At 53.1% G+C, this 13622-nt stretch carries 11 protein-coding genes and 3 pseudogenes; 6 read left to right on the forward strand and 8 right to left on the reverse strand.

Going from position 1 to position 13622, the window contains the following annotated elements; translation table 11 throughout:
- Positions 1-155, reverse strand: a 155-nt coding sequence (locus tag BFF42_RS01125; RefSeq protein WP_001348782.1) for an IS1 family transposase, incomplete at its 3' end; no start/stop codon positions are given.
- A 64-nt stretch (positions 156-219) separates the two neighbouring features.
- Here BFF42_RS01125 and BFF42_RS01130 point away from each other — a divergent pair.
- The 3 genes from BFF42_RS01130 to ibsE all read left to right on the forward strand — a co-directional run bounded on the left by BFF42_RS01130 (position 220) and on the right by ibsE (position 2522).
- The gene (locus tag BFF42_RS01130) at positions 220-1848 is read left to right on the forward strand and encodes a flotillin family protein (protein ID WP_000493387.1); all 1629 of its coding nucleotides are present in this window, start codon (positions 220-222) and stop codon (positions 1846-1848) included.
- A 238-nt stretch (positions 1849-2086) separates the two neighbouring features.
- Positions 2087-2146: a type I toxin-antitoxin system Ibs family toxin gene (locus tag BFF42_RS01135; RefSeq protein ID WP_001387081.1), complete on the forward strand. Its 60-nt coding sequence runs from the start codon at positions 2087-2089 to the stop codon at positions 2144-2146.
- 316 nt (positions 2147-2462) lie between these two features.
- Positions 2463-2522, forward strand: a complete 60-nt coding sequence (gene ibsE, locus BFF42_RS01140) for a type I toxin-antitoxin system Ibs family toxin (protein WP_001387082.1) — start codon at positions 2463-2465, stop codon at positions 2520-2522.
- A 119-nt stretch (positions 2523-2641) separates the two neighbouring features.
- Here ibsE and hldE read toward each other — a convergent pair whose 3' ends face one another.
- Genes hldE through ygiF form a run of 3 tightly spaced genes read right to left on the reverse strand, consistent with a single transcriptional unit; the run spans position 2642 to position 8287 of the window.
- Positions 2642-4075 (reverse strand): bifunctional D-glycero-beta-D-manno-heptose-7-phosphate kinase/D-glycero-beta-D-manno-heptose 1-phosphate adenylyltransferase HldE, encoded by a 1434-nt coding sequence (gene hldE / locus BFF42_RS01145; RefSeq protein WP_000869227.1) that lies wholly within the window; start codon positions 4073-4075, stop codon positions 2642-2644.
- A 47-nt stretch (positions 4076-4122) separates the two neighbouring features.
- A complete protein-coding gene (gene glnE, locus BFF42_RS01150) occupies positions 4123-6963 on the reverse strand; it encodes a bifunctional [glutamate--ammonia ligase]-adenylyl-L-tyrosine phosphorylase/[glutamate--ammonia-ligase] adenylyltransferase (RefSeq protein WP_012421356.1) in 2841 nt (946 codons plus the stop codon).
- A gap of 22 nt (positions 6964-6985) precedes the next feature.
- A complete protein-coding gene (ygiF, locus tag BFF42_RS01155) occupies positions 6986-8287 on the reverse strand; it encodes an inorganic triphosphatase (RefSeq protein WP_000046272.1) in 1302 nt (433 codons plus the stop codon).
- A gap of 241 nt (positions 8288-8528) precedes the next feature.
- Between ygiF and BFF42_RS01160 the strand changes: the two are divergent.
- Positions 8529-9149: pseudogene (locus BFF42_RS01160) on the forward strand (TIGR04211 family SH3 domain-containing protein).
- Between the two features lie 63 nt (positions 9150-9212).
- A complete protein-coding gene (gene cca, locus BFF42_RS01165) occupies positions 9213-10451 on the forward strand; it encodes a fused tRNA nucleotidyltransferase/2',3'-cyclic phosphodiesterase/2' nucleotidase/phosphatase Cca (protein WP_039060367.1) in 1239 nt (412 codons plus the stop codon).
- Between the two features lie 156 nt (positions 10452-10607).
- Here the strand turns inward: cca and bacA are convergent, their stop codons facing one another.
- Positions 10608-11429 (reverse strand): undecaprenyl-diphosphate phosphatase, encoded by an 822-nt coding sequence (bacA, locus tag BFF42_RS01170; RefSeq protein WP_001305111.1) that lies wholly within the window; start codon positions 11427-11429, stop codon positions 10608-10610.
- Between the two features lie 90 nt (positions 11430-11519).
- Positions 11520-11888 carry a bifunctional dihydroneopterin aldolase/7,8-dihydroneopterin epimerase gene (gene folB, locus BFF42_RS01175; RefSeq protein WP_001295541.1) on the reverse strand — a complete coding sequence of 123 codons (369 nt, stop codon included), beginning with the start codon at positions 11886-11888 and terminating at the stop codon, positions 11520-11522.
- A 104-nt stretch (positions 11889-11992) separates the two neighbouring features.
- On the opposite strand from folB, the gene plsY reads away from it, so the two are divergent.
- Positions 11993-12610 carry a glycerol-3-phosphate 1-O-acyltransferase PlsY gene (plsY, locus tag BFF42_RS01180; RefSeq protein WP_039060369.1) on the forward strand — a complete coding sequence of 206 codons (618 nt, stop codon included), beginning with the start codon at positions 11993-11995 and terminating at the stop codon, positions 12608-12610.
- A gap of 12 nt (positions 12611-12622) precedes the next feature.
- On the opposite strand, the pseudogene ttdR reads toward plsY, so the two are convergent.
- Both ttdR and BFF42_RS01190 read right to left on the reverse strand, forming a co-directional pair.
- Positions 12623-13315, reverse strand: a pseudogene (ttdR, locus tag BFF42_RS01185) (L-tartrate utilization transcriptional activator TtdR); the annotation flags it as partial.
- 15 nt (positions 13316-13330) lie between these two features.
- Positions 13331-13622, reverse strand: a pseudogene (locus BFF42_RS01190) (IS1-like element IS1X2 family transposase); the annotation flags it as partial.

A 13622-nucleotide genomic window follows, 5' to 3' on the forward strand; every position in this document is an offset into this window, starting at 1 on the left:
GTACCGGGCTGAGAGGCGGTGTAAGTGAACTGTAGTTGCCATGTTTTACGGCAATGAGAGCAGAGATAGCGCTGATGTCCGGCAGTGCTTTTGCCGTTACGCACCACGCCTTCAGTAGCGGAGCAGGAAGGACATCTGATGGAAATGGAAGCCACGCAAGCACCTTAAAATCACCATCATACACTAAATCAGTAAGTTGGCAGCATTACCCCCTCCTGGATGTTTACCGCGATTATTGCCGTATGCATTCTGTTTATTATTGGAATTATTTTCGCCAGGCTCTATCGTCGCGCTTCGGCAGAGCAAGCTTTTGTTCGTACTGGTTTAGGTGGGCAAAAAGTGGTGATGAGCGGTGGCGCAATCGTGATGCCGATCTTTCATGAAATAATCCCCATCAATATGAATACTCTGAAGCTGGAAGTCAGCCGCTCAACCATTGATAGCCTGATTACGAAAGATCGTATGCGTGTCGATGTAGTAGTCGCTTTCTTTGTACGGGTAAAACCGTCTGTAGAAGGCATCGCCACTGCGGCGCAGACGTTGGGGCAACGCACGCTATCACCAGAAGACTTACGTATGTTGGTTGAAGATAAATTTGTCGATGCCCTCCGTGCAACAGCTGCACAAATGACCATGCATGAGTTACAGGATACCCGCGAGAACTTCGTGCAGGGAGTACAAAATACTGTCGCAGAAGACCTGTCGAAAAACGGTCTTGAGCTGGAAAGCGTTTCACTTACCAACTTTAACCAGACCTCGAAAGAACATTTCAATCCGAACAATGCCTTTGACGCCGAAGGTTTAACCAAACTGATTCAGGAGACGGAGCGCCGTCGTCGCGAACGTAACGAAGTTGAACAGGATGTAGAAGTTGCGGTGCGTGAGAAAAACCGTGATGCACTTTCGCGCAAGTTGGAGATTGAACAACAAGAAGCGTTTATGACGCTTGAGCAGGAGCAGCAGGTTAAAACCCGTACTGCCGAACAGAATGCACGTATTGCGGCTTTTGAAGCTGAACGTCGTCGTGAAGCAGAGCAGACGCGAATTCTGGCTGAACGACAAATTCAGGAAACGGAGATCGAGCGCGAGCAGGCCGTCCGCTCAAGAAAGGTTGAGGCTGAACGTGAAGTTCGTATTAAAGAGATCGAACAGCAGCAGGTCACCGAAATCGCCAACCAGACGAAATCGATCGCTATTGCCGCCAAATCGGAACAACAGTCCCAGGCAGAAGCGCGTGCTAACCTTGCACTCGCAGAAGCAGTAAGTGCGCAACAAAACGTAGAAACCACTCGCCAGACCGCAGAAGCCGATCGTGCTAAACAAGTTGCCCTAATCGCTGCCGCGCAGGATGCAGAAACCAAAGCGGTTGAACTGACCGTGCGGGCGAAAGCAGAAAAAGAAGCCGCAGAGATGCAGGCGGCGGCTATCGTTGAGTTAGCCGAAGCTACACGTAAAAAGGGTCTGGCGGAAGCAGAAGCACAACGTGCGCTGAACGATGCTATCAACGTACTTTCTGATGAACAAACCAGCCTTAAATTCAAACTGGCCTTGTTGCAGGCGCTACCTGCGGTAATAGAAAAATCCGTTGAGCCGATGAAATCTATTGACGGTATCAAGATTATTCAGGTCGATGGTCTGAATCGTGGCAGCGCTGCGGGTGATGCAAACACGGGTAATGTGGGGGGCGGAAACCTGGCGGAACAAGCATTATCAGCCGCTCTCTCTTACCGCACACAGGCACCGCTGATTGACTCCTTGCTCAATGAAATTGGCGTTTCAGGCGGCTCACTGGCGGCATTGACTTCACCCTTAACCTCAACAACTCCCGTCGCCGAAAACGTAGAATAAATTTTCAGCTATGAACGTCCCTGGCACAAAAAGCCGGGGATTTTTTATATCTGCGTTCCGCTAAAAACTGCAAATGATCAGGTCGTTGCAACGTTTTGCGTGACCGCTCGGGGAAGGCAAAACTGCCTCTGGGAAAGCGTTGCGCGAGGTCCGGCGCTCATCAACAATCGGGGAGTCAGCAAAGGGCTGAAACGGGAAAGCCCCTCCCGAGGAAGGGGCCTTACAGAAGGAAAGGGTTATGATGAAGCTCGTCATCATACTGATTGTGTTGTTACTCGTAAGTTTCGCAGCTTATTAACAGCCAATCAGAGGGGGGAGAAATCCTCCCTCACCCTTGTTCCTTTACTTTAGGTTGAAAAAAAATCAGCGTCAAGAAGGTTTCATTAACACATATCCCTGGCCCAAAAAGCCGGGGATTTTTTATATCTGCGTTCCGCTAAAAGGTGCAAATGCTCAGGACGTTGCAGCGTTTTGCGTGACCGCTCGGGGAAGGCAAAACTGCTTCAGGGAAAGCGTTGCGCGGGGTCCGGCGCTCATCAACAATCGGGGAGTCAGCAAGGGGCTGAAACGGGAAAGCCCCTCCCGAGGAAGGGGCCTTATAGAAGGAAAGGGTTATGATGAAGTTCGTCATCATACTGGTTGTGTTGTTACTGTTAAGTTTCCCGACTTACTAACAACTGATCAGAGGGGGGAGAAATCCTCCCTTACCCTTGTTCCTTTACTTTAGGTTGAAAAAACAACAGCGTCAATAGGCCTGCCTGCTACGAAGCGAGATCTGTGAACCGCTTTCCGGTTAGCCTTTTTTATCCTGTTGGATCTTCTTGATGATGTTAGTGGTCGAGCAACCGTCTTCGAAGTTGAGCACCAGCACTTCGCCGCCGTTGGCCCAGACTTCTTTACTCCCGGCGATCTCTTCTGGTTTATAGTCGCCGCCCTTCACCAGTAAATCTGGCAGGATCCCGGCGATCAAGCGCTGCGGCGTGTCTTCTTCAAACGACACCACCCAGTCGACCGCTTCCAGTGCGCCCAGCACAATCATACGCTGTTCGAGCGGGTTAACGGGGCGGGAATCCCCTTTCAGCCGTTTGGTGGAGGCATCGCTGTTCACAGCGACAATCAGACGGTCACCCAGTTTGCGAGCATTTGCCAGATAGGAGACGTGCCCGGCGTGCAGGATGTCAAAGACACCGTTGGTCATTACCACCTTTTCGCCGCGTTTACGCGCTGCCGCTACGGCCAGCTTCAGTTCCTCTTCGGTCATCACGCCAAAGCCGGTATCTGCGCGCCCACGCACTGCATTTTCCAGCTCGATCGGCGAAACCGTGGAGGTTCCCAGTTTGCCGACCACCACGCCAGCCGCCGCATTGGCAAAGAAGCAGGCTTCTTCCAGCGAATTACCCGCTGCCAGCGTTGCCGCCAGGACGCCAATCACCGTGTCGCCCGCACCGGTAACGTCATACACTTCCTGCGCCTGGGTTGGCATATGCAGCGGCGCTTTACCCGGTTGCAGCAGCGACATACCCTGTTCGGAACGGGTCACTAACAGAGCCGAGAGTTCGTAATCGGCAATCAGTTTCATGCCGCGCTCAACAATCTCTTCTTCGGTCTTACATTTACCGACAACAGCTTCAAATTCCGAGAGATTCGGCGTTAACAGCGTAGCGCCGCGGTAGCGCTCAAAATCGGTACCTTTTGGATCAATCAGCACCGGAACGCCCGCTTTACGCGCCAGTTGGATCATCTGCTGTACGCTTGCCAGCGCACCTTTGGCGTAGTCAGAAAGCACCAGCGCGCCAATCGAACTCAGCGCCTGATTAATCCGCTCGTGCAGCGGCTGCGGATCAACGCCTTCGAAACCTTCTTCGAAATCCAGACGGATCAGCTGTTGGTTGCGGGAAAGTACCCGTAATTTGGTGATGGTCGGATGCGTCGGTACAGAAACGAAGTCGCATTTGACGTTGACGTCGGCCAGAGATTTACTCAGCGCGCGCGCTGCATCGTCAATGCCCGTCAACCCGACCAGGCGTGCATTAGCACCGAGAGAAGCGATATTCATCGCCACGTTAGCCGCGCCGCCCGGACGTTCTTCGATGGTATTCACTTTAACCACGGGCACCGGCGCTTCCGGCGAGATACGGCTGGTGGGACCGTACCAGTAACGATCCAGCATTACATCACCAACCACCATCACTCCTGCACGTTCAAACTCTGACAGCGTTACTTTCATTCCTGTCTCCTGAGAGATTCAAAATTTGCGCGCGATAATACCATACTTCATTCTTCCACCAGCCACTTCTGCCAGCTTGCCCGCACCAGATCACGCTCTGCGGTGAAGCAATCCTCCGACACATGGCCCGGCAATTCCTGTAATGCCAGATGATGAAGTTCATCGCGCAGCGTCGTGTAAGCACGGGTCAGCGCCATCGCTTCCTGCTCTTCCATAATGTCGTTTTGCGCCAGCAGCTCCAGAATACGCACGTTGTCTGACCAGCGCGTTAACTTCGGTTTTTCATGAGCGTAGCGCAACACCAGATATTGGGTAATAAATTCGATATCGGTAATTCCGCCTTCATCGGCTTTGATATCAAAGCGATTACGATGTTTATTGCCGAGATGAGCGCGCATTTTCTCGCGCATTTCCCGCACTTCCGTTTGCAGAGTTTTACCTTCACGCGGCAGCGTCATAATCTCGCGACGCACTGCGTCAAAGTGCGCGGTGAGCTGCGGATCGCCGTACACTACACGCGCACGCACCAGCGCCTGATGCTCCCACGTCCAGGCCTCGTTTTTCTGATAATCAGCAAATGCTTCTGCGGATGTCACCAGCATTCCCGCCGCCCCGGACGGACGCAGTCGTGCATCCACTTCATACAAAATGCCGGAAGAGGTTCGCGTATTGAACAGATGCATAATGCGTTGCGCCAGACGCAGATAAAACTGTCGCCCGTCGATTTCCCGCTCGCCGTCAGTCATCGCATCCATTGGGCAATCATGGAGGAAGATCAGGTCAAGATCGGAACTGTAGCCTAACTCCCAGCCGCCCAGCTTGCCGTAGCCGACCACCGCAAAACCACGGCCTTCGCGATCGTTGAGGTGATTTGGCTTACCGTAGCGGGCCACCATTTGAACCCACGCCTGCTGAACGACGGCATCTATCATAGCCTCTGCCAGCCAGGTTAAGTGATCGCTCACTTTCATCACCGGTAGCGTACCAGCGATATCCGCTGCGGCGATGCGTAACAGCTGCGCCTGTTTGAACTGACGCAGCGCCTCAAGCTGTTGCTCTTCGTCATCTTCCGGCACGCGCAGCAAATACTGGCGCAACTCATCGCGGTAGGCATCGGTCGCCGTCGGCTGGTAAAGAGTGTTTGGATCGAGCAATTCATCCAGCAATAATGGATAACGCGCCAGCTGGCTGGCAATCATCGGCGATGCGGCACACAGAGAAATCAAATGTTTAAGCGCCGCAGGGAATTCACTGAGCAATTCTAAATAGGTGGTGCGGGTAACAATCCCCACCAGCAAGGCGGTAATGCGCGACAGCGTAACGGCAGCGTCTTCACGCGCACAGACATCACTTAGCAGATGTGGCATCAGATGGTCGAGCACCTGACGTCCTCGCGGCCCGATAGTACGCTTATCCAGCTCTTTGCGGAAATCAGCAATCAGCGTTAGGACCTGTTTGCGATCATCCTCGCTAAGATGCGCTAGCACTGGCGTAGTGTCATCTTCCTGCAACGCATCCTGCCACAGCTCACGCCACTGTTCCGACAGCGACTCTTCCTGAGTTTCACTTTCGTCGTCGCCAATCAATTCATTAAACACCCGGCGCACATTGGTCATATGTGCGGTCAGCGCCCCGGTCAGTTGCGGCCAGTCAGCAAAGTCCATCGCCCACGCCAGCCGCGCACGGTTAAGCTCATCAGAAGGAAGCGTTTGGGTTTGTTCGTCGTTAATGCTTTGCAGCAGGTTTTCCAGACGCCGCAGGAACAGATATGCCACTCGCAATTGTTCAGCATCGTTTTCAGAAAGCAGATGCAGCGCGGCAATGACGCTGAGCGTTGGCAGTAAAGAGCGCGACTGCAGCGACGGTTCGCGCCCACCGCGAATGAGCTGGAACACCTGAACGATAAATTCAATTTCGCGAATGCCGCCTGCGCCGAGTTTGATATTGTCGGTCAAACCACGTCGACGCACTTCACGGGCAATCATCCCTTTCATGTTGCGCAGCGACTGAATCACGCTGAAATCGATGTAACGACGGAAAACAAACGGGCGCAGCATCGCACGCAACTCGTTAGCATAGACGCCTTCGCTATCGCCCATAATCCGCGCCTTGACCATCGCGTAACGCTCCCAGTCGCGCCCCTGCTCCTGGTAATAATCCTCCAACGCGGCAAAGCTCAGCACCAGCGGGCCACTTTCGCCAAACGGACGCAGCCGCATATCCACGCGATAGACGAAGCCATCCTGCGTTGGTTGATCCAACACTTTAATCAGCCGCTGCCCCATGCGGGTAAAAAACTGCGCGTTATCCAGTTCCCGGCGTCCGCCCTGCGTACAACCATGTTCCGGCCAGGCAAAAATCAGATCGATATCTGAGGAGAAATTCAGTTCCCCACCGCCCAGCTTACCCATGCCTAAAATCAGCAGCGGTTGCGCTTCGCCCTGCGCATTGCACGGCGTTCCCCACTCGCGGCAGCAAGCGTCATACAGCCAGTCACGCGCGGCGACAATCAGCGTCTCCGCCAGATGGCTGAGCTGCTGCAATATGCTCTCTTCAGTAACCAAAGCCAGCGTTTGCGCCCAGGCGATGCGCACCATAATGCGCCGCCGGAATAGCCGCAGCTCGCGCATTAACCCGGCTTCGTCACTCACATTGCTGAGCGCCTCCTGCAACCATGCCGCGTAATGCTGCCATTCATCAGCCTGCGGCGATTGGCTTTCCAGTTCCGTCAGCCACTCTGGATGCGCAATCACGCTGTCCTGCACAAAATCACTGAAAGTAAGTACTGACTTCGCCTGTGTGCTAAGTGATTTCTCGGCTAAAGGCTCTGGCAGCCGCTCAACAACCGTCTGCCAGTACTGCTGTAACGGTGAAGAGAGCGGCTTCATAAGCGATTTTATCCTTGCCTGATTAACGTTTTCCGCTGTGCAACCAGAACGGTTCCTGATTGTTTGCCTCATTACGGAAATGTTCAATTTCAATGCGTTGCCCGGTCGCAATAGCGTGACGCAGCCCCTGCCAGTTCTCCAGCCAGGCTTGCGCGACGACAGGATCATAGTAACCCGCCAGCAACAGTATTGAGTCAATATCACGCGTCAGACGTGGCAACTGGTCACGGTAGCGATCGCCCAACGGCTGGCAGAAAACGCTTTTCAGTTCAGCGGCATGGCGGGAAAGATGGATATCGGCAAAGCGTTTGAAGGAATCGCTCATTTTACTCTGCGCTTTGGCATCTAAAAACGGCTGCCAGGCTTTGCTTACCAGCCATTCGGTCAACGCCAGCTTCGCCATTGCCGTTTTGGTAGAGTAGACCGCCGTCACGGCAGAAACCGCAGAAGCGATGGTCGCTTCGCATTGAGTCAGCAAATCACGTAAGTGAGTGCTCGCTTTGCGCGGCACAATACCACCGAACAGCATCAGTGTATGACGGACCAGACCAATGGCTGCCAGCACCTGTTCTTTCGCCGCATCGTTGCCGCGTACCCACAGTTCTTCATGATACTGCCATTGCGCTAACGCCAGCTCGAGCGCCGCTTCCAGCCCCTGTTCCACATCGGCTTTTGCCGCAACATGCAAAATGGTGGTCGGTTTGATTTCACGCGCCGGATTGCCCTGCGCCAGATGATAGCCACGCGCCGCTTTGCTCAGGCTGCCCTGGCGTAATCCGGTTTGCGATACCAGTTGGTTCGCCAGTTTCAGCACCGCGCGCGTGTCGCCGCTAAGCAGTTCCAGTTCCAGCTCACAGATAGGTTCAGCAAATTCCCCCGCTTTCACCTCCCCCTGATCGAGAGCGATTTCAATTCGGCTGTCATCGACCGCCACCAGCCATTTTTCGCGATAAAAATCGGTGCTGAACAGCGGTTGTACGCGGGAAGCGAGATCGGCGGGCAATTCGCCGTTCGGCCAGACTTCCGTCGGTAACTGCGCCAGGTCGAGCGTCGGTTCGCTCAACGCCACGTTATATTCCGGGCGCTGGTGTAAGCCGCCTGTCACTCTTCCTGCAACTTTCATGGTCATCTCATAGCGACCGTTTTCGCCACGAATACGTAAGCCCATATCGTGCCCACGCAGCCAGTTATCCGGCGTTTCGTAGTAAATATTCAGCAACTGCACGGGGTCATGGTGCTCGCCGCCCAGCGTATTGAGATGGTCACGCAACGCCTCAACGGCACTGTGATTAACAATAAACTTTAATTCGATTTCCTGAGCCATGGCCTTTACTTATCGGTTATGTCACATAAGTGACGATGAACGGCGAACTTAATGCGATCTTTTTTGTCAGTAGATAGTATTTTGCGTCAAATTGCCATGCAACGGGCAATTTGACGGGCGTAAAAGTTTGAAGCAGTGGCAAGACCTGACACAGAGGATTCCGATTGATGTCGAATGCTTTGCGTAGCGACACTGATGCCACTACTATCGTTCCACTTTCCATGACAATAACGACAGCCTGATGCCAAAATTACGCCTGATCGGATTAACTTTACTCGCACTTAGCGCCACTGCCGTCTCACACGCTGAAGAAACGCGCTATGTTTCTGATGAACTGAATACCTGGGTCCGTAGCGGTCCGGGAGATCATTATCGCCTCGTGGGCACGGTTAACGCCGGCGAGGAAGTGACCTTATTACAAACTGACGCCAACACCAATTATGCCCAGGTGAAAGACAGCTCTGGCCGTACCGCCTGGATCCCGTTGAAACAACTTAGCACTGAGCCAAGCCTGCGCTCCCGTGTGCCAGATCTGGAAAATCAGGTCAAAACCCTGACCGATAAACTCACCAATATCGATAACACCTGGAATCAGCGCACCGCAGAAATGCAGTAAAAAGTGGCGCAGAGCGACAGCGTGATCAACGGATTAAAAGAAGAAAATCAGAAATTGAAAAACGAGCTGATTGTCGCGCAGAAAAAGGTCGATGCCGCCAGCGTACAGCTGGATGACAAACAGCGCACCATCATCATGCAATGGTTTATGTATGGCGGTGGCGTGCTGGGGCTTGGCTTGCTGCTCGGTCTGGTACTGCCACACCTGATCCCAACGCGCAAACGCAAAGATCGCTGGATGAACTAAATCGCCTTCTTCGTTGCACTGTCTTATTATTAGGAATTGTGTATTTGACGAAGGGATGATGGCGTGAAGATTTATCTGGTCGGTGGTGCTGTTCGGGATGCATTGTTAGGGCTACCGGTCAAAGACAGAGATTGGGTGGTGGTCGGCAGTACGCCACAGGAGATGCTCGACGCGGGCTACCAGCAGGTAGGCCGCGATTTTCCTGTGTTTCTGCATCCGCAAACGCATGAAGAGTATGCGCTGGCACGTACCGAACGGAAATCCGGTTCCGGTTACACCGGTTTTACTTGCTATGCCGCACCGGATGTCACGCTGGAAGATGATCTTAAGCGTCGCGATCTGACCATTAATGCGCTGGCCCAGGACGATAACGGCGAGATTATCGACCCGTACAACGGTCTGGACGATCTGCAAAATCGTCTGTTGCGCCATGTTTCCCCCGCTTTTGGCGAAGATCCGTTACGCGTTCTGCGCGTGGCGCGTTTTGCTGCGCGTTATGCCCACCTCGGTTTTCGTATTGCCGATGAAACTCTGACGCTGATGCGCGAGATGACCCATGCGGGTGAACTGGAACACCTGACGCCTGAACGGGTATGGAAAGAGACGGAAAGCGCCCTCACCACCCGCAATCCCCAAGTGTTCTTCCAGGTACTGCGCGATTGCGGTGCACTTCGCGTTTTATTCCCGGAAATTGACGCCCTGTTTGGCGTTCCGGCCCCTGCCAGGTGGCATCCGGAAATCGACACCGGTATTCATACCTTAATGACGCTCTCAATGGCGGCGATGCTGAGTCCGCAGGTTGATGTCCGTTTCGCAACTTTATGCCACGATCTCGGTAAAGGACTGACGCCGCCAGAACTTTGGCCGCGTCATCATGGGCATGGCCCGGCGGGTGTTAAGTTAGTGGAACAACTATGCCAGCGTCTGCGCGTGCCAAATGAAATTCGCGATTTAGCCAGACTGGTGGCTGAGTTTCACGATCTCATCCACACCTTCCCAATGCTGAACCCAAAAACCATCGTCAAATTATTTGATTCCATCGATGCCTGGCGTAAACCGCAGCGTGTCGAGCAACTGGCGCTGACCAGCGAGGCTGACGTACGCGGCAGAACCGGTTTTGAATCAGCGGACTACCCGCAAGGCCGTTGGTTGCGCGAAGCCTGGGAAGTGGCGCAGTCAGTGCCGACAAAAGCGGTCGTTGAAGCGGGATTTAAAGGTGTGGAGATTCGCGAGGAGCTGACCCGACGGCGGATTGCGGCGGTAGCCAGTTGGAAGGAACAACGTTGCCCAAAGCCTGACTGAGTATAAAACTAAACGTTAACACGAACCATCCCCTCGCCCCTTCGGGGAGAGGGTGAGGGGAACAGACCAGCACCGGTGCGAACAATCACCCCCACCCCGGCCCTCTCCCTACAGAGCGAGGGAGAAAACCAGGCCTGCTCCCGAACCTTTTCTCAATCAAAAGAACACGACGTACACCGCAGCCGCCACAATAAAGCGATAAATGGCGAACGGGATAAACGAAATGCGCTTAATCAATTGCAGGAAGGTTTTAATCGCTATCAGTGCCACCACAAAAGCGGTGATAAACCCAACGGCAAACATCGGGATATCGCCGGTTGTCAGGAAGCCCCAGCTTTTGTAGAGATCGAGCGCCGTTGCGCCCATCATCATCGGTACCGCCAGCAGGAACGAGAACTCGGAAGCAGCGTAACGGCTCACGCCCATCAGCATCCCACCTGAAATGGTGGCCCCGGAACGGGAGAAACCCGGCCACAGCGCCAGACACTGGAAACAGCCAATCATAAACGCCTGACGATAGGTCATATCATCAAGACCCGGCGCACGCGGCTCTTTCGGCTTCAGGCATTCGGCGGCAATCAGCAACAAACCGCCAACGACCAGTGCATACATCACATTTATCGGGTTAAACAATGACTTAATCGTGTCGTGGAACAACAGCCCCAGTACCACCGCCGGAATCATCCCCAGCAAAATGTGGATCAGCGTTAAACGACCTTTGCTTTCTCCTTCGTGCTGCAACGGGCGGCCAAAGTGGATGCCAATCAGGCCAAACAGACGCCGCCAGAACATCACTACTACCGCCAGAATTGATCCTAACTGGATCACAACTTCAAAGGTTTTCGCCGTGTCGCCCTCGAACCCCAACAAGTGACCGACAATAATCATATGGCCCGTGCTGGATACCGGCAGAAATTCTGTCAATCCTTCGACCACACCCAATATTGCCGCTATCAGCAGCGAGTGCATATCGCTCATCAATAAACCCCTAAATTATTAAAATGTACCGCTTGTCCGGACTACTGCAGTAAGACCAGGTTATAACCGTTTGGTTTAACAGCTGTAAAATTAATTATTTTCTTTCAGATTATTGCCACGCTCAATGATTACACCAACATTCGCCGCCCGCGCCACTGCGCCTGGCTTGCTGAGTTTGATGCGCACCCACGGCGAGTTGAAGCGTGCTAACAGCAGCTCCGCCACCTCTTCAGCCACGCGTTCCACCAGCGCAAAACGCGCCCCCTCGACGTGGCTGACCACCGTTTCTGCAATGTCAGCGTAACTGAGGCAATCCGCCACATCATCACTTTTCGCCGCTTTACGGTTATCCCATGCCATTTCGATATCGAACACTAACTTCTGTTCGATGGTCTGTTCCCAGTCGTAAACACCAATAGTGGTGATTACCGAAAGTTGCTCTATAAATACAATATCCATCACGTCCTGCCTGCTTTTTGGCTAACCGAATACCACTTCCGGCGAAATGTGCGTATTATCCACAGATTCATCGTTGAACACGAATTTTCAAAACGGAACAGCTTATGAGTGCAATCGCGCCTGGAATGATCCTCATCGCGTACCTCTGCGGCTCCATTTCCAGTGCCATTCTGGTTTGCCGCTTGTGTGGGCTGCCCGATCCGCGAACCAGCGGCTCCGGCAATCCAGGCGCAACCAATGTGTTACGTATCGGTGGCAAGGGAGCAGCCGTAACAGTACTGATTTTCGACGTTCTGAAAGGAATGTTGCCCGTCTGGGGCGCGTATGAATTAGGTGTCAGCCCCTTCTGGCTAGGCTTAATTGCCATCGCCGCCTGTCTTGGACACATCTGGCCCGTTTTCTTCGGATTTAAAGGAGGAAAAGGCGTTGCTACCGCTTTTGGTGCCATCGCACCCATTGGCTGGGATCTCACCGGAGTAATGGCGGGAACCTGGTTACTGACCGTGCTATTGAGCGGATACTCGTCGCTGGGAGCGATTGTCAGTGCATTGATTGCTCCGTTTTATGTCTGGTGGTTTAAGCCACAATTCACCTTCCCGGTTTCGATGCTCTCTTGCCTGATCCTGCTGCGTCATCATGACAACATCCAGCGTCTGTGGCGTCGTCAGGAGACAAAAATCTGGACGAAATTCAAAAGAAAGCGCGAAAAGGATCCCGAGTGATTTCTGGTGGATCTACATGACCTGATAGCCTTCATCGGGCTTGCCCAGCCGTTGCTGGCACCATGCCGCCAGAAATTCCACGCAGACACGTAATTTCATGCTGCGATAGAGCGGCTCCCGGTAAACAGCCCAGATATTGGCGCTTTGTGCATACTCCGGCAATACTTGCACCAGTTTGCCACTCTCCAGAAACGGCAACACATCCCACTCGGAACGCAGCATAATCCCTTTGCCCTCCAGCGCCCATTGCAACACTATCTCGCCGCTATTGGAGGAAAGATGCCCGCTAACCTTCACCGATTTTTTCTCCTGACCGTTCCCCAACTCCCATATTCCGTGGGTCATATCGCGCTCTTTGGTCACCAGACAGTCATGACGACTTAATTCCTGTAATGATTGTGGCTGCGGATATTTTTGCAGATACTCAGGTGCTGCGCATAATATTCTTTTATTTTTCGTTAACAGATGCGCAATATAATAATCAGGAATTTCGTCATTAATACGAATATCCAGATCAATATTATCCTGCACTAAATCAATTTGCCGATCGAACAATTCAAAATGCACCTGTAACTCAGGATAATTGCGCATAAGTTCGGTAATGGCTGGCGCAATATGGCTGCGCCCAAAACCAAAACTGCAACCAATACGAATCATCCCCTCCGGGCGCGTTTTGATTTGCGTGACGTCATCGACCAGTCGCTGGGTAATGACTCCAACTTACTGATAGTGTTTTATGTTCAGATAATGCCCGATGACCTTGTCATGCAGCTCCACCGATTTTGAGAACGACAGTGACTTCCGTCCCAGCCTTGCCAGATGTTGTCTCAGATTCAGATTATGTCGCTCAATGCGCTGAGTGTAACGCTTGCTGATAACGTGCAGCTTTCCCTTCAGGCGTGATTCATACAGCGGCCAGCCATCCGTCATCCATACCACGACCTCAAAGGCCGACAGCAGGCTCAGAAGACGCTCCAGTGTGGCCAGAGTGCGTTCACCGAAGACGTGCGCC

This window comes from Shigella sp. FC1661 (assembly GCF_001712525.1).
Taxonomy (GTDB): domain Bacteria; phylum Pseudomonadota; class Gammaproteobacteria; order Enterobacterales; family Enterobacteriaceae; genus Escherichia; species Escherichia coli.